Origin of the sequence: Exiguobacterium sp. s125 (genome assembly GCF_018618605.1) — a bacterium.
Classification (GTDB): domain Bacteria; phylum Bacillota; class Bacilli; order Exiguobacteriales; family Exiguobacteriaceae; genus Exiguobacterium_A; species Exiguobacterium_A oxidotolerans.
In genome coordinates this window covers 711,241-734,518 of the sequence record NZ_JACSMI010000001.1, presented here as the reverse complement: position 1 = coordinate 734,518, position 23,278 = coordinate 711,241, and the positions used below count along the sequence as shown (strand labels likewise).

Annotated in this window: 22 protein-coding genes and 1 riboswitch; of the genes, 4 read left to right on the top strand and 18 right to left on the bottom strand. The window is 47.9% G+C overall.

What is annotated here, in order from left to right; genetic code table 11:
• Positions 1–51: 51 nt before the first annotated feature.
• Positions 52–1,725, bottom strand: a complete 1,674-nt coding sequence (locus KNQ05_RS03545) for a DAK2 domain-containing protein (protein ID WP_369834716.1) — start codon at positions 1,723–1,725, stop codon at positions 52–54.
• 25 nt (positions 1,726–1,750) lie between these two features.
• Positions 1,751–2,113 (bottom strand): Asp23/Gls24 family envelope stress response protein, encoded by a 363-nt coding sequence (locus KNQ05_RS03540; RefSeq protein ID WP_029330866.1) that lies wholly within the window; start codon positions 2,111–2,113, stop codon positions 1,751–1,753.
• Positions 2,114–2,397: 284 nt separating this feature from the next.
• Here KNQ05_RS03540 and rpmB point away from each other — a divergent pair, with 284 nt between their 5' ends.
• On the top strand, positions 2,398–2,586 hold the full coding sequence (gene rpmB / locus KNQ05_RS03535) for a 50S ribosomal protein L28 (protein ID WP_023468758.1): 189 nt from the start codon (positions 2,398–2,400) through the stop codon (positions 2,584–2,586).
• Positions 2,587–2,725: 139 nt separating this feature from the next.
• On the top strand, positions 2,726–4,138 hold the full coding sequence (locus KNQ05_RS03530; protein ID WP_214765172.1) for an amino acid permease: 1,413 nt from the start codon (positions 2,726–2,728) through the stop codon (positions 4,136–4,138).
• Between the two features lie 217 nt (positions 4,139–4,355).
• Here the strand turns inward: KNQ05_RS03530 and KNQ05_RS03525 are convergent, their stop codons facing one another.
• The 12 genes from KNQ05_RS03525 to gmk form a co-directional block, all read right to left on the bottom strand.
• Complete coding sequence (locus KNQ05_RS03525; protein ID WP_214801865.1) at positions 4,356–4,955, bottom strand: thiamine diphosphokinase; 600 nt, start codon at positions 4,953–4,955, stop codon at positions 4,356–4,358.
• A gap of 2 nt (positions 4,956–4,957) precedes the next feature.
• Positions 4,958–5,518 carry an energy-coupled thiamine transporter ThiT gene (gene thiT / locus KNQ05_RS03520; protein ID WP_029330869.1) on the bottom strand — a complete coding sequence of 187 codons (561 nt, stop codon included), beginning with the start codon at positions 5,516–5,518 and terminating at the stop codon, positions 4,958–4,960.
• Positions 5,519–5,582: 64 nt separating this feature from the next.
• Positions 5,583–5,689: riboswitch (TPP riboswitch) on the bottom strand.
• 20 nt (positions 5,690–5,709) lie between these two features.
• Positions 5,710–6,366 carry a ribulose-phosphate 3-epimerase gene (gene rpe / locus KNQ05_RS03515; RefSeq protein WP_029330870.1) on the bottom strand — a complete coding sequence of 219 codons (657 nt, stop codon included), beginning with the start codon at positions 6,364–6,366 and terminating at the stop codon, positions 5,710–5,712.
• A 1-nt stretch (position 6,367) separates the two neighbouring features.
• Positions 6,368–7,273 (bottom strand): ribosome small subunit-dependent GTPase A, encoded by a 906-nt coding sequence (rsgA, locus tag KNQ05_RS03510; RefSeq protein ID WP_088837398.1) that lies wholly within the window; start codon positions 7,271–7,273, stop codon positions 6,368–6,370.
• Positions 7,274–7,309: 36 nt separating this feature from the next.
• The gene (pknB, locus tag KNQ05_RS03505) at positions 7,310–9,226 is read right to left on the bottom strand and encodes a Stk1 family PASTA domain-containing Ser/Thr kinase (RefSeq protein ID WP_088837399.1); all 1,917 of its coding nucleotides are present in this window, start codon (positions 9,224–9,226) and stop codon (positions 7,310–7,312) included.
• 2 nt (positions 9,227–9,228) lie between these two features.
• Positions 9,229–9,963, bottom strand: a complete 735-nt coding sequence (locus KNQ05_RS03500; RefSeq protein ID WP_088837400.1) for a Stp1/IreP family PP2C-type Ser/Thr phosphatase — start codon at positions 9,961–9,963, stop codon at positions 9,229–9,231.
• A gap of 61 nt (positions 9,964–10,024) precedes the next feature.
• Positions 10,025–11,353, bottom strand: coding sequence for a 16S rRNA (cytosine(967)-C(5))-methyltransferase RsmB (gene rsmB, locus KNQ05_RS03495; protein WP_214801871.1), 1,329 nt, complete (start codon positions 11,351–11,353; stop codon positions 10,025–10,027).
• On the bottom strand, positions 11,350–12,735 hold the full coding sequence (fmt, locus tag KNQ05_RS03490) for a methionyl-tRNA formyltransferase (protein WP_214801874.1): 1,386 nt from the start codon (positions 12,733–12,735) through the stop codon (positions 11,350–11,352). The genes rsmB and fmt overlap by 4 nt, the downstream gene beginning before the upstream one ends.
• 9 nt (positions 12,736–12,744) lie before the next feature.
• A complete protein-coding gene (gene priA / locus KNQ05_RS03485; RefSeq protein WP_214765178.1) occupies positions 12,745–15,069 on the bottom strand; it encodes a primosomal protein N' in 2,325 nt (774 codons plus the stop codon).
• Complete coding sequence (gene coaBC / locus KNQ05_RS03480) at positions 15,066–16,256, bottom strand: bifunctional phosphopantothenoylcysteine decarboxylase/phosphopantothenate--cysteine ligase CoaBC (protein ID WP_214801877.1); 1,191 nt, start codon at positions 16,254–16,256, stop codon at positions 15,066–15,068. Before coaBC ends, priA begins: the two co-directional genes overlap by 4 nt.
• A 56-nt stretch (positions 16,257–16,312) precedes the next feature.
• Positions 16,313–16,516, bottom strand: a complete 204-nt coding sequence (rpoZ, locus tag KNQ05_RS03475) for a DNA-directed RNA polymerase subunit omega (protein WP_029330878.1) — start codon at positions 16,514–16,516, stop codon at positions 16,313–16,315.
• A 1-nt stretch (position 16,517) separates the two neighbouring features.
• Positions 16,518–17,135, bottom strand: coding sequence for a guanylate kinase (gene gmk, locus KNQ05_RS03470; protein WP_200872407.1), 618 nt, complete (start codon positions 17,133–17,135; stop codon positions 16,518–16,520).
• Positions 17,136–17,304: 169 nt separating this feature from the next.
• Here gmk and KNQ05_RS03465 point away from each other — a divergent pair, with 169 nt between their 5' ends.
• On the top strand, positions 17,305–18,999 hold the full coding sequence (locus tag KNQ05_RS03465; RefSeq protein WP_214804412.1) for an Rqc2 family fibronectin-binding protein: 1,695 nt from the start codon (positions 17,305–17,307) through the stop codon (positions 18,997–18,999).
• Positions 19,000–19,111: 112 nt separating this feature from the next.
• On the opposite strand, the gene KNQ05_RS03460 is transcribed toward KNQ05_RS03465, so the two are convergent.
• The 4 genes from KNQ05_RS03460 to KNQ05_RS03445 form a co-directional block, all read right to left on the bottom strand.
• Positions 19,112–20,023: an FUSC family protein gene (locus KNQ05_RS03460; protein WP_214765184.1), complete on the bottom strand. Its 912-nt coding sequence runs from the start codon at positions 20,021–20,023 to the stop codon at positions 19,112–19,114.
• Complete coding sequence (locus KNQ05_RS03455; RefSeq protein ID WP_214804410.1) at positions 20,020–20,919, bottom strand: DUF4097 family beta strand repeat-containing protein; 900 nt, start codon at positions 20,917–20,919, stop codon at positions 20,020–20,022. Before KNQ05_RS03455 ends, KNQ05_RS03460 begins: the two co-directional genes overlap by 4 nt.
• 732 nt (positions 20,920–21,651) lie before the next feature.
• Complete coding sequence (locus KNQ05_RS03450; RefSeq protein ID WP_214801880.1) at positions 21,652–22,341, bottom strand: metal-dependent hydrolase; 690 nt, start codon at positions 22,339–22,341, stop codon at positions 21,652–21,654.
• Positions 22,342–22,376: 35 nt separating this feature from the next.
• The gene (locus KNQ05_RS03445) at positions 22,377–22,679 is read right to left on the bottom strand and encodes a winged helix-turn-helix transcriptional regulator (RefSeq protein WP_214765190.1); all 303 of its coding nucleotides are present in this window, start codon (positions 22,677–22,679) and stop codon (positions 22,377–22,379) included.
• Between the two features lie 107 nt (positions 22,680–22,786).
• On the opposite strand from KNQ05_RS03445, the gene KNQ05_RS03440 reads away from it, so the two are divergent.
• On the top strand, positions 22,787–23,278 hold the full coding sequence (locus tag KNQ05_RS03440; RefSeq protein WP_029330885.1) for a lactoylglutathione lyase family protein: 492 nt from the start codon (positions 22,787–22,789) through the stop codon (positions 23,276–23,278).

The window sequence follows — 23,278 nt, the reverse complement described above, 5'->3', positions numbered from 1 at the left end:
CTATTATCGCAGATGGTGGGATTCGTGAAAAGGTAACTTCACCTTTATTCTTTATTCAACACTAAGAATATATGAATAGAGCGGTTGCTTTCCGTCGTGAACTTCGACTTCAGCGTCCGGATTGACAGATTCGATGTAAGCGACTAACTCGTCGACTTCATCTTGGGCTACGCCTTCTCCAAATAAAATCGTTACGATTTCGTCATCTTCCGTGACGAGCGTATCGATGAGTTTCTTCGCTGCACCGAGACTCGAGTGATCCGTTGCGACGATTTGTTTTTCCGCAATCGCCATGTGATCATCTTTTTTAATCTCGACACCATCGATACTCGTATCACGGACAGCATATGTGATTTGTCCTGACTTGACAGCACCAATCGCATCCATCATGTGACGCTCGTTCTCATCGACTGTCGCTTCCGGGTTGTAGACGATTGTCGCAGCCAGTCCTTGTGGGACCGTTTTTGATTTCACGACCGTCACGCCGCATGATGCAACAGATGCTGCTTGTTCAGCCGCCATGATGATGTTCGAGTTGTTCGGATACACATAGACGTGCTCCGCATGCGCGTCTTCAATCGCTTTGACGATATCTTCCGTCGATGGATTCATCGTCTGTCCACCTTCGATGACGATGCTGACACCGAGTGATTTAAAGAGCTCACTGATCCCTTCGCCCATTGCGACCGTGACGAGTGCAGATTTCGCTTTCGCTTTCGTTGCAACTGGAGCTGTTACGTGATTGACGCCTTCTTCTTCTAAAATCGTTGAGTGTTGTTGGCGCATGTTTTCGATTTTAACCGCGACGAGCTCACCAAATTTTTGTCCTTTGTTGATGACATCACCTGGTGTCTCGACATGGACATGAACTTTGAGCAACTCTTCATCTGCGACGACGAGCAGTGAATCTCCGAACTCAGATAATTCGTTACGGAATGCTTCTTCACTGAACGGTGCATTCGCTAACTTATCATCTTGGAAACGAACCATGATTTCTGTACAGTAACCGTAATGGATTTCCTCTGTCGACATGAAGCTTTGAGCCGATTTATGATGCTCTGCTTCGACGAGTGCTTCCATGACAGGAGCATGCGGTTTTTCAAGTTCTTTTCCTTCGAGTGTCGCAAGGAAGCCTTCATAAATACAAACAAGTCCCTGTCCACCAGAATCGACGACACCGACTTCTTTTAAGACCGGTAAAAGATCGGGTGTTCCTTCGAGTGAAACTTTTGATGCTTCGACAATCCCGCGCATCAATTCAAGTAAGTCCGTCGTTGTTTCCGATTGTGCGATCGCAGCGACTGCTGTTTCACGAGCAACTGTTAAAATCGTCCCTTCGACTGGCTTCATGACGGCCTTGTATGCTGTATCAACACCTTTTTGCAAGGCATCTGCGAATTCCTTCGTATCGATTGTTTGTTTTCCTTCAATCGATTTCGAGAAACCACGGAATAATTGACTTAAGATAACACCAGAGTTCCCACGTGCCCCCATTAAAAGACCTCGTGCGAATATTGATGCGACGTCTGCGACAGAATCAGATGTTGCGTTTGTTGCTTCTTTCGATCCAGATGTCATCGTCAAGTTCATGTTCGTTCCTGTATCGCCATCCGGCACAGGGAACACGTTCAGTGAATCGACGAAATCTGCATTTTGATAGAGATTTGCCGCGCCATTTTGAATCATCTTGACTAATTGGGCTCCTGTTAAACGATCTACACTCACTAAAGTTTCCTCCTCTATTTCCGTCTTAGACATTCGTCAAACGGACTCCTTGGACAAAAATATTTACAGATGTCACTTCTAACCCTAACGCTTGGTTCAACGTATATTTAACACGGCTTTGAACATTGTTCGCGACTTCAGAAATTTTCGTACCGTAACTCACAATGATATGCATATCGATGTGAACTTGTTCTGAAGATTGTCGAACGATGACGCCACGTGCAAAATTCTCACGTTTCAATAATTCAGCTAGCCCATCTTTGATTTGTGATTGTGATGCCATACCAACGACACCAAAACATTCCATTGCTGCTCCGCCCGCCAGTTGCGCGACGACATCATTATCTACATCAATCTTTCCATAGGTCGTTTTCATCTCGATCGCCACCTGAGTAGCCCCCTTTAACTAATTGTGTTCTTCTCGTAATTCTACTATAAGGACCTACTATTGAAAAGTCGCCGTACTGACTATACAATGAATAAGTGAAAAATAGTAGCGGTCAAATGAACTTTTACCATCATCCTCATCCATTATTTTAAATTTTGAGGTTCTCTGTCAAGTTTTTTTCTTGTCAGCTACTTTTTTTATGTTGCAACCGTCCTGACACCATGCTAAGATAGCAAAGTGTCTATTAGGACGAACGCAAAACAACATAAAAGGAGGCGGAACGCATGGCACGTAAATGCTACGTTACTGGAAAATCGCCGAAGTCGGGAAACAACCGTTCACACGCATTGAACAAAACGAAACGCACTTGGGGAGTCAACGTACAAAAAGTACGTATCCTCGTTGACGGTAAACCTAAAAAGGTTTGGGTTTCAGCTCGAGCTCTTAAATCAGGTAAAGTCGAACGCGTATAAGGCGCAAAAACCGGACGGGAATCTTCCCTTCCGGTTTTTTTGTCGTCTTTTTTATTTTTCTCCTAAAGTAATTGTCGCAGCATTTGAAAACGCTTACAATAAGTTGGCAGTTACTTTATTGCTCAAGGGGGAATTCATCATGCAGTTAAAAAGAGCCATGACAAGCCGACATCTATTCATGATTTCGCTTGGTGGTATTATCGGGACGGGGTTATTTCTCGGTTCAGGGTTGACGATTTCGCAAGCAGGACCACTCGGGGCGGTCCTCAGTTACATCGTCGGCGGAACAATCATGTACTTAACGATGCTCTGTCTAGGAGAGATGGCTGTCCACATGCCTGTGTCCGGTTCATTCCAAACGTATACGACACGTTTTATCGGTCCAGGCATCGGTTTTGCCGTCGGTTGGATTTATTGGCTCGGCTGGGCCGTGACCGTCGCTCTTGAAATCACAGCTGCCGGTAGTCTGATGGATCGCTGGTTTCCACAGGTTCCCGTCGTCATCTGGTGCGCCTTATTTACCGTCATCTTATTCGGATTGAACGCGATCTCTGCGAAAGCATTCGGAGAAGCAGAATTTTGGTTTTCAAGTCTTAAAGTACTCGCCATCCTGTTCTTCATCGGACTCGGGGGAGCCGCATGGTTCGGATGGATTGATATGGCGGCTGAACGACCAGCTACGTTGTTCGCGAACTTCACGGCGAACGGCTGGTTTCCGAACGGGGCTCTCGGCGTCTTGACGACGATGATTGCCGTCAACTTCGCTTTCCAAGGAACAGAATTGATTGGTGTCGCTGCCGGGGAATCGAGTGATCCAGAAAAATCGATTCCGAAAGCGATTCGTAATACGGTTTGGCGGACGTTTATTTTCTTCGTCCTCTCGATTACAATTATCGGGGCTTTAATTCCGTATGAATCGGCGAGCGGCATCAGCAGTCCCTTCATCATGGTATTTGACGCAATCGGTATCCCATATGCTGCAGATTTGATGAACATCGTCGTTTTGACGGCACTCTTATCCGTCGGAAACTCTGGACTGTATGCTGCGACACGCATGCTCTGGTCGATGTCGCAAGAAGGCATGATTTCAAAGAAACTCGCCATCGTCAATCAGCGGGGTGTGCCGATGCGCGCCTTAACGTTCACGATGCTGTTCGCGATGTTATCCTTATTGACGGCATTCTTCGCAGAAGATACCGTCTTCATCTGGCTATTATCCATCGCCGGTCTCGGAGCACAAGTCGGTTGGATCTCGATTTCCGCTTCGCAAATCGCTTTCCGACGCCAATTCATCAAGGCAGGACACACGCTTGACGAACTGAAGTTCAAAACACCGTTCTTCCCAGTCTTACCCATCCTCTCATTCTCACTCAATCTGCTCGTCTTAATCAGTTTAGGTTTTCAAGCCGATCAACGCGTCGCCTTATATCTCGGCGTCCCTTTCTTCCTACTGACATGGGCAAGTTACCATCTTTTCGTCAAAGGAAAACATATCGCTGCAAAAAGCGAACAACAAGCAGCCAGTTCGACACTTCAAAACGAACAACGATGACTTGTTATCTGGCCCTGGATACACCGGGTGCCGGAATCCGTTGAACTTAAACAGTCGACTGACTAATAAATCAAAACGCCGATGCTTCCGTTTTACATACGGAGTCATCGGCGTTTGCCATACCTATCTTTTTGTTCATGACGTCATGACGTGTACTTGAAGAACGCATGTCCCGGTCGCATCAGCGAGATATGATGGAATCGCGTCTATCGCGTTTTTATTTTTCATGCGTGCGCAGGACGAGGACTTCCCCTTCGACGACCGTCACTTGCGCAACACCAACCCACTCATTGCTGACCGTCAGCGAACCACCGACCGGAACAGGATGCTCCGTCAAGGGGTATTTGACGCCGCGTAACGTCAAGTTCGACGGGACAAGGGGAATGAATGACAGGTAATGATACCCTTCAGACGCGAGTTCGTACTGACCGGTTTTCCAGTACCGGACATCCTCACGTTTCGTCACGAGTCGTGCCATCGGAAATTGTTTTAACAAATAGACGTTCTGTAGCGTCATGTCGAGCCGACCACCCGTCGCACCAAAGATGAGTAGTTCAGCACCTGCAGCCTGTTCGGTAGCGTAACGTAACGCTAGTTCTAAGTCCGTTTCATCTTTTTCTGCCGGATGAAGCAATCCACCATCCGGAACGTATCCGAGCGAATCAAAGTCACCGATTGCCACATCAAAATCAAGTCCTTGCTCCACTAATGTCGCAATCCCGCCGTCAACACCGATAATCATCGTCTTGTCTTTCACGAATGGTGCGAGCGTCGGGACGTCTTCTGCCGGTCCTGCCGCAACGATTAAAACTCTCATCTTTAAATACCGCGAGCGGAGTAACGTAAAAGACGTGGTGCTGTCGTAAGCAAAATACCTGCAACGACCCCACATAAAACGTACGACGGAGCCATATACGTCGCGTTATAAATGAACGAGTAAGGAACGACCGGTCCTTTGGCATACTCTGCAAAAAAGACGATTCCACTGATGACATGACAGATGTAACGTAGACCGGCACCTAACAAGGTCGCAAACAAAACAATCGTCATGAGACGCTTTTTTTGACCTTCTGTTGCTGCTTTTTTGACTTGGCCTGCAAACACTCCACTCAAACCGACGACACCATATGCAAGCGTATAGTCAAGCAGCGGTTGGACGACCGTCAAGACTTGCGGAGCGAACATCAATTGAATCGTTCCGACGAGCGCACCCGTGATGACACCACCAACGACGCCGTGACGAAAGGCCATGACGAAAATCGGTAACATCGCTAAGCTGATGGATCCGCCTTGTGGCATTTTGAACGGAATCAATAAATCAAATACAACACCGAGACTCGCGAAAATCGCAATCTCCATTAACATTTGTAATCGTTTCATACTGTGTTCCTCCTAAAAATAAAATAATGATGACAACAAAAAGGCAGTACGACGGACGCCGTACTGCCTGCGTGCGCCACATCCCTACGTCCGTCTGAACGGAACAGGTTCGAAGGGTTAAAGTCTACTCACTTCTCTCAGCCGCTTGACGCGACACCCCTTGCGGTCAAAATTTAATTGTCTTGGCTCTATTATACGTGAGCCGCGTTTCGAATACTAGTGATGGCTTCCGCATAGTCTGGTGCATTGTAGATTGCAGAACCTGCGACAAGGACGTTTGCCCCATTGTCGATACACAGTTTTGCCGTTTCCGCGTTGACACCACCATCGATTTCAATTTCGAACGTCAAACCGCGCTCTGCTTTGATCATCGCCAATTGCTTCAGCTTCGTCATGACGCTCGGCAAGAAAGCTTGTCCGCCAAATCCTGGATTGACCGTCATCAACAAGACCATGTCGACTTCTTCTAGGACATGTTCAATCGTCGACAGTGACGTGTGTGGATTCAGCACGACGCCGGCCTTTGCTCCAGCCCCTTTAATTTGTTGCAAGACACGATGGACATGATTCGTCGCTTCGACATGGAAGGTGACGATATCCGCTCCTGCCGCTACAAACGCTTCGACGAAGTTTTCTGGTCGATCGATCATTAAATGAACGTCAAGGACCATGTCCGTCTTTTGACGAAGACTACTGAGGACGGGTAGACCAAATGAAATGTTCGGGACGAACTGGCCGTCCATGACGTCGAAATGGATGTAATCTGCTCCTGCCGCCTCGACAGCTTTAACGTCTCGTTCTAGGTTGGCGAAATCTGCTGATAAAATAGATGGTGCGATTTTAATCATTTCAATACCTCCGCGCTCGATTCTTGATTTCCTCTACAAACATACCATAATTCGTATAGCGTGAGGACATGATTTCTTCTCCCTCAACTGATTTTTTGACAGCACAGCCTGGTTCGTTTAAATGCAGGCAACCACGGTATTTGCACGTATCTTGCCGTGCGACGAATTCTGGAAAACACCAACGTAATTCTTCGATTTCCATCTCGTGTGGAAAATCGAGGTTCGAAAACCCTGGCGTATCAGCTATCAAGCCCTCTGCAAGCGGAATTAACGTCACATGACGCGTCGTATGTCGTCCGCGTCCGAGCGATTTCGAGATGTGGCTCGTCTCGAGATCGAGCGTCGCATCGAGCGCATTCAACAATGAACTTTTTCCGACTCCCGACTGTCCCGCGAGCACACTTGTTTTTTCCTTGAGTAGCGGGCGGACTTCCTCTACCCCTTCTAGCGTCTCACTCGACGTCTCAATCACCTGATAACCGATTTGTCGGTAACCGGCAATCGCCGTCCGGACTTCTGCTTCCGCTGTTCCTTGCAACAAATCCATCTTCGTCAAGATAATGATAGGTTGAATCTCTTTTGCTTCGATTAAGACTAAAAATCGATCGAGCAAATGGGCTGAAAAGTCCGGTTCTGCTGCTGAGACGACAAGCAAAGCTTGATCGATGTTTGCGACCGGTGGACGAACCAGGAAATTTTGCCGTTCCTTCACTTCTAAAATGTATCCAGTTTCGCTTTCGATATGCAATACGACCTCATCTCCTACAACAGGACTGATACCACGTTTTCGGAAGTTTCCCCGAGCGCGCGATCGCACCTCGCCCTGCGTCGTCATGACATCATAAAACCCACCTTGTAGACGAATGATCGTCCCGTCCCGATTTTCTTCGATACGATTTTCTGCCATCCCATGCCCTCCTTCAATTTGCGGTTCGTAGCACACTCATTGTTCTGCTTTCGCTTGTTTATAGGTAATCGTTTTCGAGCGATACACTACATCATCTTTATAAATTGTGATTTTTCCTTCTTCGCCCGGATCAATCGTCACCGGAACATCAAATGTTTCATCACTGTCAATCGACTCTTCAATCACCGTACGTTTCCCTTTAGCATCATCCGTCTCGATTCGAATGACTTGCCGCGGCGGATCTTCATCCCCTTCACCTACAGCATCGTAGGCTACTTTTTCCGGGAAGGTCGCCGTCACGGTTTGTTCTTCCTCCCCTTTTGAAATAAAGACCGTCACGGAATCGTTCGGCTCGACTTTGACACCCGCTTGCGGAAATTGACGAATGACTTGGTCCAGTTCGACTTCACTCGAAAATTCTTGTTCGAATGTACCGTCGAGACCTGTCGCGTCCAAGTACGCTTTTGCTTCAGCACTCGACATGTTCGTCAAATCCTTCAATTCAAACGCTGACGAACCTTCGGATACCGTGATTGTAATCGTCTGTTCCTTTGCAATCACTTCTGTTCCGGCTGAAATCGATTGCCGGATGACATTGCCTTGTTTAATGTCTTCCGACTCTTCTTTTTCGACATCTACTTTTGAGAACCCAGCATCCTTCAAGATCGAGGTCGCTTTTTTCTCTGTTTCGTCCGTTACATCCGGCACTTCGACCGGATCACTGCCCGTCGAGACAACAAGATTGACCGTCGAACCTTTTTTGACGGTCACTTTTGCCCGCGGTGCTTGACTGATGACAAGTCCTTCATCAATCGTATCACTCGATCGCTTAGTCGATTCGACGATAAAACCGAGTTTCTCAAGTTGTTTTTCGGCCTCGTCCGCATCTTCTTTTGCGACATCCGGCACAACGACTGTCGGATCCGGCCACATCGCGAACGTTGTCGCGGCACCTCCGAGTAGGAGGAGGAATACGAGCACAATCCACCATCGCTTTTTTTTCTTTTGCTTCGGTACAACTGTCGCGACCGTAGCTTCTTCTTCCTTGACCGGAGTTCCGGACGGAGCCGAGACTGGACTTAACACCATCGTTTGCTCCATCGGATCTTCCCCGCGAACCCCTTCATCTGCTCGTTCAACAGATAATGCCGTCACCATATCTTCCCGAAATTCAGCAACGGATTGTTGCCGATCGTGCGGGGCCTTCGCTAGTGCCTGCATGATACAGTTTTCTAGCGCTTGCGGCACGGAAGGATTCAAGACGGATGGCCGCCGCGCTGTATCTTGCAAGTGTTTTAATGCCACGGCAACGGGTGAATCTCCTTCGAACGGGACGTGTCCTGTCACGAGTTCATAAAGGACAGCACCGAGCGAATAAATATCCGATTTTTCATCGGCAAATTTTCCTTTTGCCTGCTCAGGTGAGAAGTAATGCACTGAACCAAGAACGGACATCGTATGTGTCAATGTCGCGTTCGACATCGCGACGGCAATACCGAAGTCCGTCACCTTGACCGTACCATCCTCTCGGACGAGCATATTTTGTGGTTTTATATCTCTGTGGATGATGCGATGGGCATGGGCATGATCAATCGCGTCACAAATCTGACTGATGATTTCAACCGCTTTATTGATTGCGAGCGGTCGTCCTTCACAGTAGGTTTTCAACGTCATCCCATCGATGAACTCCATCACGATATAGTAAATCGAATCCTCTTCACCGACATCATAGACGGCAACGATATTCGGATGGTTCAAACTTGTCGCAGCATGAGCTTCGCGCTCAAAGCGCCGGATGAATTGTTCATCATGCGAAAATTCAGTCCGTAAAATTTTGATTGCGACATTCCGTTTTAAGATTTCATCATAAGCTTGATAGACATTCGCCATCCCGCCATTTCCAACTAGCCGTTCTATGCGGTAGCGGTCATTTAATCGATCTCCGTATCGCATATTCAGCCCCTCTTTCTTTCTTTGAAACGGATGGCAGCAACGGTGATGTTGTCTGCTCCACCCCGCTCATTCGCCTCAAAAACTAATCGTTCAACGATTTGCTCGAGTGGCGCATCTTCTTGTAGCAGCTGTTGTATTACTTCATAAGGGACTTCATCCGTTAATCCGTCACTACAGACGAGGACAATTTCATAATCTGGTGCATCCCGGACTTGGACGTCGACGTCGACGAGTTCGTTCGAGCCAATCGAGCGCGTGATGACGTTTCGACGTGGATGATTTTCGACTTCTTCTTCCGACAGTTCACCTAATTGCTTAAGCATATTGACATAAGAATGATCATCTGTCAGTTGCTTCAGTTGACCTTCTTCAATCGCATAGACTCGACTATCCCCGACATGACCGATAACGAGGAGTTCGTCCGACCAACAGACACACGCCATCGTCGTTCCGACGACGGCCAAGTTTTCTGTCTTGGAGTACTGTAAGATTTTAGAATTGGCTTCCTGCACTTGCTGTTCAATCCAAGAAGATAATTCAGCTGGTCGGCTTGGCATGTCCGCATAGGCATCAGCAAATACTTGATGCACAATCGCGCTTGCCTTCTCACCTGCCGCGTGACCACCCATTCCGTCAGCGACGACGGCAAGCCCTTGTTTTTCATCACCAACGAGTAACACCGTATCCTCGTTTTGCAATCGCACTTTTCCAGTCGTCGTCAGATAAGCTAACTCCATGACCGTCCTCCTCTTCTATCTCACCTACTGTTGATGCATTTAAGAAAATTCAGCGTGCGTGTCATCCTTGCTTTTTAAAGGCTGCGATGTAAAATCCGTCGGTCCCAAGCGTCGTCGGAAGCAACTTGAGCTCTGCCCGTTCTGAAATCAACGCCTGCACGTTTTCTGGCATTCGCCCTTTGAACGACTCATCAAAAACAAACCCTTGGCTTAAGATAAATTCCGTTTGTTGTTCATTTTCGACTGGATCAATCGTACACGTCGAATAGACGAATGTCCCTCCGCGCTTGACGAGCGGAAGAACTGCCTCGATGATTTGTCGCTGAATGACAGGTAACTGTGTTAAATTTTCTGGTTGCTTTGTCCATTTAATGTCGGGTTTCCGGCGGATGACACCGAGTCCAGAGCACGGTGCATCAACGAGAATCCGGTCAAACGATTCTGCATCGAACCGGTCGCCGACTTTTCGTGCGTCGAGGGCTTCTGCTTCTACCGTATCGAGTTCAAGCCGTTCTGCCTGTTTTTTTAGTAATTTAATTTTATGTGTGTGTAAATCAAGTGCCGTCAACGAACCTGTCGTCAATCCTTCAGCAATATGCATCGCTTTCCCACCCGGTGCTGCACAACTGTCGAGTACATGGTCAGACGGTTCTGCTCCGACGGCCCGCGCAACGAGCATCGAACTCTCATCTTGAAGCGAGAGATACCCACGGTCGAGTAAATCCGTTTGTTGGACACTGCCACTGATGATTTCAAGTCCGTCCGGGGCGACGGCGGCTGCTTTAGCAAAGACACCTTGGGCTTCGAGTAATTCGACGGCTTCTTCGACGGTCGCTTTATTCCGATTGACGCGGACCGTGACGGGTGCCGCTTCGTTGTTGATTTGACAAATCTTCAACGTCTCGTCTTCCCCGAACAATTCAATCCAGCGCTCGACAAGCCACTCCGGGTGACTCGTCTCAATGCTGATTCGTTTGCTCGTTGAAGGAATCGTCGAGAAGTCTGGTTTCCCTTGACGTAAAACGTTACGTAAGACACCGTTGACAACTTTTGCGATATGCGGTTTTCCACGCGTTTTCGCGATTTCGACCGCTTCGTTGATGACGGCGTGATCCGGAATCCGGTCTAGATAAAATAACTGATAGACACTCATCCGGAGCAACGGTCGCATGAAGGGATCGAGTTTTTTTTGTGACGCGAGCAACGGATCGAGAATATAGTCGAGTGTCAACTCACGGCTGAGTGTCCCATAGACGAGTTCCGTATATAACCCGACATCCGCTTTCGAGATTGCTCGTTTTTCAAGCATCTGGTGGACGGAGATTGTCGAAAATGCACCACCTTGTCCAATTTTCAATAACGTCGTGACTGCAGCATCGCGTACATTCATGCGTCTTCGCCTACTTTCTGTCCGATTTCGAGCGTCTGACCAATCCCACGCATGAAGGTCGCACCATCCATCCGTTTCTTTCCGGCAGGTTGGAGATCGACGAGTTTCAAGGCGATATCCGAGCCCGTCGCAATGACCGGACCATCGCTGTCGAGCGCAATGATTTCTCCTGGTGTTCCGGTCCCTTCACACTTCTCAGCGAAGTAGACTTTAAGTCGATCTTTGCCAAGTAGCGTATAGGCACTCGGGAATGGGTTCATCCCCCGGATGTGGTTGTAAAGTTCTTCCCCCTGGCGAGAGAAGTCAAGCCGTTCCCGTTCCCGACTGATATTCGGAGAAAATGTCACGTCTTCTTCCCGTTGCGCTTCTGGTGTTAGTCTGCCAGCAAATAACTGCGGGAGTGTTTCAATCAATAAACGTGCTCCAGCGTCACTCAATTTTTCGAACATCGTACCGACCGTATCCCGTTCTTCGATCGGGACGATGATTTTTGATAACATGTCTCCCGCGTCCAAGCGATCGACCATATACATGATTGTCACGCCCGTCTCCTTCTCACCATCGATGATGGCTTGATGAATCGGCGCCCCACCACGGTACTTTGGTAACAAGGACGCGTGGACATTGATTGCGCCATATTTCGGAGCCTCAAGTACGGCAGACGGAACGATTTGTCCGTAAGCTGCCGTGATGATGATGTCCGGGTTCAGGTCGAGCAAGTCTTGGTAATCCTCGCGAATCTTCATCGGTTGCAAGACAGGAATCGCGTGAGCAAGTGCGACTTCTTTGACCGGTGTCGGTTTAATTTCGCGTTTTCGTCCGACCGGTTTATCCGGTTGCGAGACGACACCGACGACATTGTACCCAGCATCAATCACTTCACGGAGCGTACTCGCTGCAAATTCAGGCGTCCCCATGAAAACGACACGTGGTGCCGCATCCTGCTCAACGAGTTTATCCGTGAACAACACGCCGTCGAGATGATCCATCTCATGCTGGATTGCACGCGCGAAAAAACCACTTGCTTTGATTTTAACGCTGCGTCCAAGGCGGTCTTGTGTTTTGACGACGATGTGGTCGAATCGTTCGACAGGACCGAAGACACCAGGCATACTCAAACACCCTTCGTCATCGATTTGCGATCCACTTGATTCGAGGATTTCCGGGTTGATCAACTCAATCGGACCTGTCTCGTCATCGGTATGGACAACGGCGACACGGATCGGCTGATTAACTTGTGGTGCTGCGAGTCCGACGCCGTCATACTCGTACATCGTGTCGAACATTCGATCGATCATCTTGCCTAACTTTTTATCAAACTTCGTGACGCGTTGACACGTCTGACGCAATACGTCATTTGGAACTTCTACTACTTTATACATACTGCCACCTCACATAAATACGAATGGATTTAAATCCACTGTTACTTGGATCTTTTGTTTGATGCGTAATGCGAGCATCGCGCGGAGTGCCTCCCGCACCTCTTCTTGACCTTTGTGTTTTATAATGACTTGCTGCCGATACATGTTTTTCAGTCGGGCGAGCGGTGCATCGAGTGGACCATTGACGACGAGGTCGTCTGACTCAAGATGTCGTAGTTGTGCCGCAATTGCTTCCGCTTCCGCCTGCGCTTCAAGCGGATGCGCCGCTGAAATCGTTATGAGTCCTAAAAACCAAAATGGGGGATGCCCACCTAGTTTACGTAATTGCATCTCACGTTTATAAAACGTTTCATAATCATGTTGCTTTGCGGTTTGGATGACGTAATGCTCGGGATTGTACGTTTGGATGATGGATTGCCCAGCCAGTTCACCGCGACCGGCGCGTCCGGAGACTTGCGTAATCAACTGGAACGTCCGTTCACTCGCCCGAAAATCAGGAATTCCAAGTGTCGCATCTGCTGCGATGACACCGACGAGTGTGACATTCGGAAAATCTAGCCCTTTCGCAATCATCTGCGTCCCGAGTAAAATGTTTCCCTCGCGTCGTTCAAACGCATTGAGTAACTTTTCGTGTGCGCCTTTACGCGACGTCGTATCTTGATCCATTCGAATGATTTTCGCTTCCGGAATCAAATGTGCCAGTTCTTCTTCAATCTTTTGCGTCCCCGTCCCGAACTGTCGAATTTTTTTCGACGAACAGGATGGACATTCTTTTGGCATCGCTGCCTCGAAACCACAGTAATGGCATTTGAGACGATCGGCTTGTTGATGATACGTCAAGTTGACAGCACAGTGCGGACACTGCAACGTCTCTCCACAATCACGACACAGGACAAACGTCGTATAACCACGTCGATTGAGTAGCAGGACTGTTTGTTCGCCCCGCTCAATCCGTTGTTTGATTCCTTCGATCAGCGGCAAGCTAAACGGTGTCCGGTTCCCGCGCTCGAGTTCTTTACGCATGTCGATGATATCGACCGGAGGCAACTCGCCACCGAATCGTTCCTTGAGCGGTAAATACTGATAGACCCCTTTTTGCGACCGGGCGTATGTCTCAAGAATCGGTGTCGCACTTCCGAGGACGACCGGACAATGATGGAACGCAGCCCGCCACGTGGCGACATCTCGCGTATGGTACCTTGGATTTTCTTCTTGCTTATACGTTGTTTCATGTTCTTCATCTAAGATGATGATGCCGACATTCGTCAGTGGTGCAAACACGGCAGAGCGTGCCCCGACGACGACATCGACTTCCCCTTGCGCAATCTTGCGCCATTCATCGTACTTCTCACCGAGCGACAACCCGCTATGCAAGACGGCGACCCGTTCCCCGAACCGACGCTTGAATCGTTTGACCATCATCGGTGTCAGACTAATTTCGGGCACAAGCAAAATCGCCTGTCGTCCCCGTTCAAGCATCGCGTGAATCGACTCGAGGTAAACTTCCGTTTTTCCACTGCCGGTCACACCATGCAGTAAAAAGGTCGCCGTTTCGTCCGGCGCCGTAATCGCGTCGACCGCCGCCTGTTGATCGTCTGTCAGCATCGCAGGCGTAAAGATATCCTGCGTCAAATGTTCGTAGGGATTGCGATGGATGTCCACCGTTTCGACACTGAGGACACCTTTACGTTCTAGCGTATGGACGATGCTTAATGTCAAATCGAGCTCATGCATGACGTGACTCCACATCGTCTCCTTTTGTTCGATTAAATAGTCCCGCAACAATACTTGTTTCGTTGCTTGACTCGACAACGGAATCGACGGATCGAGCAGGCGAATCCGTTTGTCCGTTTTCGTCGTCTTTTTTTCTTTGACGACCGGTTGGAGCTCAATCTCGCCTTGGCGTGCGGCGAGTAAGATTTCCTGTTGGACTTCACTCGGGAACTGACTGATTTTTTTGCGGTTCCAGTTCGAAAATCGAGCAGTTTCCGTCAAAATCAGTTTATCATAACTGACCTTTAACGCCGCGGGTAACATCGCGAGTAACGCCGTCGCTTGATAACAAAGTGTCGTCTCCGACAGATACGAGGAAAGTTCTAACAGTTCCTCCGTATAGGTCGGAACTTCATCAAGAACACGGACAATCGGTTTAATCCGTGTCAAATCGCTTTCTTCCTTTGTCGCGACGACGATGCCAAGTAACGCCCGTGGCCCAAAGGGTACTTCGACTCGCATGCCGGGAACGACAAGATTCTGCCACAATTCCGGTACTTCATAATCGAACGGTCGGTCGACGGTCGCTGCTGCTACGTCGACGATGACTTCAGCAATCATCGTAAGACCTCAGCGAATTGTTCCAGTAAAACTTTCGCTAAATCCGTTTTCAGTTGTTGACCGTAGTGTCTAGCGGGACCATTTTTCCCGAAAACCGTCACTTGGTTTTCGTCACTTGAAAATCCGATGTCCGGACGGGAGACATCATTTGCGACAATAAAATCAGCATGCTTTCGCTCTAGTTTTTTCAGAGCGTGAACTTCGACTTGTTCCGTCTCAGCCGCGAACCCGACAAGCACTTGATGCGTCTTCTGCTCACCCAACGTCCGTAAAATGTCCGTCGTCTCTTCGAGTTCAATCCGTAACGGCCCATCGATTTTTTTCTGTTTTTTCGTATATTGAACCGTTGGACGATAATCGGCCACTGCTGCCGCCATGATGACTAAATCTTGTGCCGCATAACGCGTAAGCATCTCATGGAGCATCTCGTCTCCTGATTCAATCGCCACTGTCGTCATCCCGCTCGGCAGTTCGCCTTTAATCGGTCCATGGACGAGTGTCACCGTAGCGCCAAAATCACGTGCTGCTTCTGCTAGCGCAACACCCATTTTTCCGGACGAATCATTTGTTAGATAACGGACCGGATCAATCCGTTCGATTGTCGGACCGGCACTGACTAATACATGACGCCCGGCAAGTGGTTTCGTCTCGAAGAGCCCTTTGATGGTCTCGACTAAATCCTCAGGCTCCGGAAGACGTCCTTTCCCGACCCATCCACAAGCAAGATTACCGACTCCTGGTGCAATCACCTGGACGCCGTCTGCCATCAATTGATCGAGATTTCGGACTGTCGCCGGATGTTCGAGCATATTGACGTTCATCGCCGGTGCGACGACGACAGGACACTTCGCAGCGAGAATCGTCGTCGTGATGAAATCGTCGGCGATGCCTGTCGCGAGTTTGGCAATCAAATTCGCTGTCGCTGGAGCGACGACAATCAAATCCGCCTCGTCCGCTAAATCGATATGCGCGATTTTCGAAGCATCATGTTCGATGAAGACATCATCATAGACCGGCTTCCGTGTCAATGCCTCAAACGTCGTCTTCCCGACGAATTGTTGCGCATTTTTCGTCATTGCGACTTGGACGTTCGCCCCCGCCTGGACAAGTTTCGAGGCGAGTGCTGCTGCTTTATAGGAGGCAATTCCACCTCCGACGCAGAGTAAGATATTACGATTCGTTAGCATATTGAACTCCTCCTTATTGAAAAAAACAGCCACAATGAGGAGTGGCTGCTTCAAAATTAGTCTTGCGGTTGGTTCGTGACCAATACCTCTCCGAAGTAGAGCTCTTCAAGGGCTTTTCCGACTGGCTTATGTGATTTCGGATTCGCGACTTTCACACGTTTTCCGTCTTGAATTTGACGCGCTCGTTTAGCAGCGACCGTCACGATTGTGTATTTAGAAGGGACTTTCTTTTGTAGCTTATCTACTGATGGATATAACATGTTATTTAACCTCCATGGCTTTTTTATAAAGGGACGCAACGCGTTCCCGACTACAATGTTCCGCAGTGACGATTGCTTGAATCCGATCACACGCTTTGTGAATTTCATCATTCGTCACGACATAATCATAAGCATCCATCATTTCAATCTCTTCTTTTGCAACGAGGAGACGTTGTTTGATGACTTCTTCTGATTCAGTCCCTCGCCCGATGAGACGATTGCGTAATTCTTGAAGACTCGGAGGCGCCAAGAACAAGAAGACCGCTTCCGGGAAGTGCTCCTTCACTTGCATCGCACCTTGTACTTCGATTTCTAAGATGACATCTTTGCCTTCATCTAAGATTTTGTTCACCCAGTCAACTGGTGTACCGTAATAATTCCCAACAAATTCTGCATGCTCAAGTAATTGATTGTTTTCAATCATATGCTCGAACTCATCACGTGTTTTGAAGAAATAATGAACACCATCAATTTCTCCTTCACGCGGTTTCCGTGTCGTACATGACACCGAATAATGCAAATTATTGTCCTCGTCTTCACGTAAGGCACGACAAACCGTCCCTTTACCAACACCACTTGGACCAGATAATACGAGTAATAAGCCACGCTCTTTGAAAATCACTTCAGAACCCCTCCATCTAACAAACTTCACATTGTTTCATATTAGCAGTATAGACAGGAAGTTCGCAAGTAATCTTTTTCTAGCTCGACTGCTTTATCATACCATAACGAAGCCGTTTCTGTTACCTTTAGAAAGTGGAAACGAAATCAGGAAAGAAGGTAATATCATGGCTTTTGATGGATTGATGACGACACGTGTCGTCAACGAACTACAGATGCTCGTCGGTGGGCGGATCAACAAGATTCATCAACCGTACGCACTCGATTTAATTTTTAGCATCCGGGCCGATCGTAAGAACGTCACCCTACTCGCATCTGCGAACGCAATGTATGCACGTTTGCATATGACGAGCGAATCGACGAGCAATCCTAGCGAACCCCCGATGTTTTGCATGATGCTCCGGAAGCATCTAGAAGGTGGCTTCATCGAATCAATTGAACAATTAGGACGGGACCGTGTCATTTTGATGCGTATTCGTTCCCGCAATGAACTCGGTGACGAAGAAGCTAAAAAATTGTACATCGAATTGATGGGACGTCACTCGAACATTCTATTGACGGATGGTCAGGACAAAATCCTTGATGCGATTAAGCATCTTCCACTCAGTCAAAATACGTTCCGGACGATCATGCCGGGACTACAATATCAACTCCCCCCGCAACAGGATAAAGTCGATCCATTGACTGGGGATATTGAAACAGCCTTACATCGTATCGATTGGAACGCCGGTAAGATTGACCGTCAATTACTCGGGCTGTTCAGTGGACTATCCCCACAAATCGCTGAAGAAGTCGTCTTGCGTGCAGGACTTGCCAATCGAACTTCGCTCGCGGAAGCACTCCGGTCCGTCTTGAACGAACTGGAAGGACCGTACTATTTCCAACGGCTCGCGAGTGGGAAAGAACGGTTTTCGCCCGTTGCCTTACAGCATGGCGAGATTGTCGATGAAAAAACGTTCACGACGAGTGGTGACGTCCTCGATGCCTTTTTCCATCAAAAATCGAACCGCGACCGTGTCAAACAACAGGCCGCGGATTTAGAACGCTTCATTAAGAGTGAATACGAGAAGAACCTCTTAAAACGGACGAAACTCGAACGGGACCTTGCGGCGACTGAGAAGATGGATGAACTGAAGCATAAAGGTGAGCTCTTGACGACCTACTTGTATCAATTACAACGCGGGATGAAAGAAGCGACCGTCGTCGATTATTATGATGAGGACGGGAAAGAAATCACGATTGCACTCGATCCCCGTTTCTCACCGAACGAAAATGCACAGCGTTACTATAAACGCTACAACAAACTAAAGACAGCCAAAGTTGAAGTCGCAAAACAATTGACGAAGAACCAACTCGAAATCGATTACTTCGAGTCGTTACTCGCCCAACTCGAGGTTGCATCACCCGATGATATCCGGGAAATGCGCGAAGAACTCGTCGAAGAAGGCTACTTACGCGAGCGCAGTAAAAAGAAAAAGAAACCGCTCGTCCCAAAACTTGAAGCTTATCAATCTTCAACGGGCATCGACTTCTTCGTCGGTAAGAATAACAAACAAAATGACTATGCGACGTTCAAATTCGGACGACGCTCCGAAACCTGGTTGCATACGAAAGACATACCCGGCTCGCACGTCATCATTCGGAGTGATGAACCGGATGAAACGACATTAAAAGAAGCCGCGATGGTTGCTGCTTATTATTCAAAAGCACGTGAATCGAGTCAAGTCCCTGTCGATTTCACGGAACTCCGTCATGTCAAGAAGCCAAGTGGTGCCAAACCCGGTTTCGTCATCTATACGGATCAAACGACGTTGTACGTCACTCCGGATGCGAGTCTCGTACAAACGCTTCGCCTAAAATGATATTTACACGCCAAAAAAGATGGAACATCACTTTGAAGTGACGTTCCATCTTTTTTGGCGTGTTCGTCTTCTTTTACGAAAATATTATGAGACGCCCGCTCGGAGAGAACATCTACTTGATTTTTTCGAGCTGTTCACGGTAATCAAGGAGATGCCCATTGATGATATCCTTCGCTTCATTCACTTCTTCATCAAACGAGAACATTGATTGTTTCCGTTCATGCGAAAAAATCACATCATAATGATGACTCAACAAAAAGTCGATCTCTTGACCGAGCATTTTTTCTTGTTCATCCGTCATCGGGATATCTCGGTGACTGGCGATACTCTCAAGCAGTAACAGTAATTTATCTTCTAAATCGACGAGCTGCTTCAGTTCAATAAACGGTTCACTTTGTCCACTCGTCACGAGCGGATATTTTTGATCTTCTTGAAGCATCAACATCATCTCTTCATGTTTTAGCACTTGCTTACGGACTGCCAGCAGTTTTGCGTCGTCCTTAACGAGACTCCGCCAGTCCTCCATTAATTGTTGCGTCGTTTTTTTAACGAGCAACATCAAACGGTTTTCATAGTGCGGTGGGAAGACGATATAGTTGACGGCGACCGCCGATAAAACACCAACGACCGTCAACAGAGACCGCGTCAAGGCATAATGGACATAATCGGCAGTCGGACTTTCAAACATCAAAACGATGGCAAAGGCAGCAAACGTCGACATGTCCGTCCGACCAATCATCGAGTTGAAGACGAGCGACACGATAACGGCTAACCCAATCGTCAAGGGGTTTGCCCCTAACGTCGCAACGACTACGAGACCACAGACAAGGCCTAAAATCGTTCCGAACACTCGATTAAAGAACATTTTAAAGGAGCGGTGAATCGTCGGTTGCATCGCAACGATTGCTGCGACGGCTCCCATTCCAGAATAGATGTCAAAGACGTACCAAGAGAAGCTGAGCGCAATCGCGACGGCGATCCCTGTCTTAATGGTACGGAGACCGATTCGAAATTGGATGTTCACTCGAGCGTCACCTGCCCGACTTCACTTTCAACCGTCACTTCCGGCTTTTCTTGTTTCGACAGCTCATAAATAACTGCACTGTCGTCTTTTAATTTCGTGTAACGTTTTGCAGCTTTCACGTCTCCATCCGTTTCAACCGTAATTGTCCCAGCGGTTTTTGCAGGATTTAATCGAATCGCTCCATCAATCGTCTTGACGCTTAAATCAAGTTTCACACCATATTCGTCGAGTTTGACACTCTTTCCTGTGATATCAGCATGAACAGCATTCAAATCCTCGATGTCAACAGATCCGCTCCCAATCAATGTCACGTCATCTGCGTTAATTTTGTTCAGACGAATCGTCTCCGCGTCAAGCTGAATCACCTTGGCAAAAACGCCCATCCCTGTTAACGAGGCCGCATCGACATCAATCCGATTCATATAGCTGGGTAAACCAACTTCAATCTCATAATCCCCCGTTTTCAAGCTCGGTCGATTTCCGAATCGGGCCAGCCAGCCGTCACGTCCTGTCACGGTAATCGTATTTCCTGACGTCCCGACTTTTAAGCGTTTTTTACTTGAAGCACTATCGACCAGTTTCAATTGAACATTCCCATCCGTGCTTCTAACGAAGTTGATGCTCGCGTTCGGTGCTTCGATTTGTAATGTTTTATAGCGGTTCGTCGTCTTGAATGTCTCACCACGAGATAAAGAATCTGTCGTAAGTAAGAGTGTCACCGCGTATAGAAGAATAAGGGCTGATCCGACCGAAGCATATAGTATCCACGGACGGCGAACAGGCTTGCGCTGACCAATTCTTTCAAAAGAATCATTTTGTTTTCGTCGTTTTGCTTTTAAACGTGTAAACGTCGACTGTTTTCGTTTTCGTTCTGATCTACTCGTTGTATCGTCCATCCGTTTACCTCCATCCAGTTCACTTCCATTATTCCGAATTTATGATTGTCCTGTCAACATGCCCTCTTTATCATACGAGAAACATGCCCAACCCGCCATCGGGCGGAAGAATGAACGCCGGCTAAAAAGCAGGTCACAAAAAGAGACGAGGCTGACTCAAAGGTGGGAACGATTATCGATTAAACTGAATTAGGACTTTTTCATGCGTGTCCCAGGCACACACTAACCATCATGAAAAAGAAGAATTTACAGAGAAATGGCCGATGATTCCGTGAAAAGCGGGATCATCAGCCATTCCAGCGTGTAGACGAACTCTTATGAAACGTGAACATGCGCTATCGAGAAGCAATCCGTTCGCGCTCCCCTGTCTCGCCTCGTCTTCAAAGCGGCAACCAGTCGCGCCGCTACAGCAAAGCTGCAGGATCGCGACCGATTGCTTTTCGCTTTAAAAGCGATTCGAGACAGATTACGCGCTAAACCATCTGCATGCGCCGTTTTCCGTCACGGTATTACCTAAAAAGTGTAATATTTCGTTGACTCCTACGGGAAAAGGAAACGTGATTCGCGTTTCCGTCAGGAATAGGTAAGACCCGGCATGACCGCATGAAATGTGGGCTGCCGCGGCTTACCTTCCGCCCATGGAAAGCGAGGATGGCGGAAACGTCCGTCACAGGGATGGATGTTCGTCCGACTTATGAGTCAGCCCCGTCTCTTTAAAACGAGTAGTCCATCTTACAGTTCAAGCGACTCATCGATTGCTAAGGCATGGCCGATCTGCTCTTGTGCTTCGAGTTGCTCGCAAAATGCCGTTGCATCTTGTTTGATTAAGTCGAATGTATCGTAATGAATCGGTACAACCGCGTTCGCCTGCAACATATCGGCAGCGATTAAGGCATCTTCCGGTCCCATCGTGAAATTGTCGCCGATTGGTAAAAATGCAAGAGCAATGTCATGATGTGCCCCATACAATGCTAAATCGCCGAACAACGCCGTATCTCCTGCATGGTACAGTACCTTATCTTCAATCGTCAGTAAGAAGCCAGCCGGCATTCCCATGTACATGATGGTCTGCTTCTCTTCATCAATGATGCTTGAAGAATGGAAGGCTTGCGTCATTTTTACTTTTCCGAATGGAAATTCAAATTGACCGCCGATATTCATCGGATGAACATTCAACCCTTTAAAACTTAAATACGTCGCTAGTTCATGTGTTGCGACAATCGTCGCGCCCGTCGACTTCGCAATCGTTTCCGCATCCGCCATATGATCGGCATGGGCGTGGGTCAATAGAATAAAATCTGCTTTGACGTCTTCCGGTTTTGTCATCGCTTTGTCATTCCCACTAAAAAACGGGTCAATCACGATGTGTTGTCCATTCGTTTCAATCGTTACCGTTGACTGTCCGTGATATGTCACTTTCATTTAAAAGACCTCCCCTAACAAATAATCGGAACGAGTTATTTTTTCCCCTCTCCCCAAGCACATAAACCTTTCATCGCCGGTTGAAGCGTAAACGCAGCATCTGTCAGTCGGTATTCGACATGCAGGACTGCTTCATCAAATTCAATCCGTTCGACCATGCCAAGTCGTTCAAGTTCCTTTAATTGATCTGTCAACACCTTCCTTGAGATGCCCGGAATCGACCGATGCAATTCTAGAAAACGTTTAGGACCGTCCTCTAACGTGCAATATAACTGTGGACGCCATTTTCCACCAATGATTTCGAGCGCTCGATTAACTGGAAATTGTTCTGTCGTCATTACTTTTCGTCTCTCCTTCAAGTAGTTACTTCAAAGTGCGTACTATGCAATCGAGTGTATCGTAAGTTACCGTTAGCGTAAATCAAAAAGCAAAGGAGACAACAAACATGACTTACCCACGTAATTTTTCACACATCGGACTTTCGGTCCCAGATTTAGAGGCAGCTATTACATTTTATTCGGAGGTTATGGGATGGTACGTCATCATGGAACCATCTGATGTCGTTGAAGACGATTCCCCAATCGGCGTCATGTGTACGGACGTATTTGGAGCAGGATGGGGCAAATTCCGCATCGCGCATATGGCGACAGGCGACCGGATCGGGATCGAGCTCTTTGAATTCCCGAACAATGAACAACCGGAAAATAACTTCGAATTCTGGAAAACAGGTATTTTCCATTACGCGATTCAAGACCCGGATATTGAAGGCATGGTCGAAAAAATTGTGGCTCACGGCGGCAAACAACGGATGCCGATTCGTGAATACTACCCGGGTGAAAAACCGTACCGCATGGTATATTGTGAAGATCCGTTCGGTAACCTCGTCGAACTCTATTCACACTCATATGAATTGACGTACTCCGAAGGCGCCTATTAA

Coding starts and splice junctions, on each gene's coding strand:
- rpmB (WP_023468758.1), top strand. CDS start 2,398: ATGGCACGTAAATGCTACGTTACTGGAAAATCGCCGAAGTCGGGAAAC.
- KNQ05_RS03530 (WP_214765172.1), top strand. CDS start 2,726: ATGCAGTTAAAAAGAGCCATGACAAGCCGACATCTATTCATGATTTCG.
- KNQ05_RS03525 (WP_214801865.1), bottom strand. CDS start 4,955: ATGAGAGTTTTAATCGTTGCGGCAGGACCGGCAGAAGACGTCCCGACG.
- thiT (WP_029330869.1), bottom strand. CDS start 5,518: ATGAAACGATTACAAATGTTAATGGAGATTGCGATTTTCGCGAGTCTC.
- rpe (WP_029330870.1), bottom strand. CDS start 6,366: ATGATTAAAATCGCACCATCTATTTTATCAGCAGATTTCGCCAACCTA.
- rsgA (WP_088837398.1), bottom strand. CDS start 7,273: ATGGCAGAAAATCGTATCGAAGAAAATCGGGACGGGACGATCATTCGT.
- pknB (WP_088837399.1), bottom strand. CDS start 9,226: ATGCGATACGGAGATCGATTAAATGACCGCTACCGCATAGAACGGCTA.
- KNQ05_RS03500 (WP_088837400.1), bottom strand. CDS start 9,963: ATGGAGTTAGCTTATCTGACGACGACTGGAAAAGTGCGATTGCAAAAC.
- rsmB (WP_214801871.1), bottom strand. CDS start 11,353: ATGAATGTACGCGATGCTGCAGTCACGACGTTATTGAAAATTGGACAA.
- fmt (WP_214801874.1), bottom strand. CDS start 12,735: ATGTATAAAGTAGTAGAAGTTCCAAATGACGTATTGCGTCAGACGTGT.
- priA (WP_214765178.1), bottom strand. CDS start 15,069: ATGATTGCTGAAGTCATCGTCGACGTAGCAGCAGCGACCGTCGACCGA.
- coaBC (WP_214801877.1), bottom strand. CDS start 16,256: ATGCTAACGAATCGTAATATCTTACTCTGCGTCGGAGGTGGAATTGCC.
- rpoZ (WP_029330878.1), bottom strand. CDS start 16,516: ATGTTATATCCATCAGTAGATAAGCTACAAAAGAAAGTCCCTTCTAAA.
- KNQ05_RS03465 (WP_214804412.1), top strand. CDS start 17,305: ATGGCTTTTGATGGATTGATGACGACACGTGTCGTCAACGAACTACAG.
- KNQ05_RS03455 (WP_214804410.1), bottom strand. CDS start 20,919: ATGGACGATACAACGAGTAGATCAGAACGAAAACGAAAACAGTCGACG.
- KNQ05_RS03450 (WP_214801880.1), bottom strand. CDS start 22,341: ATGAAAGTGACATATCACGGACAGTCAACGGTAACGATTGAAACGAAT.
- KNQ05_RS03445 (WP_214765190.1), bottom strand. CDS start 22,679: ATGACGACAGAACAATTTCCAGTTAATCGAGCGCTCGAAATCATTGGT.
- KNQ05_RS03440 (WP_029330885.1), top strand. CDS start 22,787: ATGACTTACCCACGTAATTTTTCACACATCGGACTTTCGGTCCCAGAT.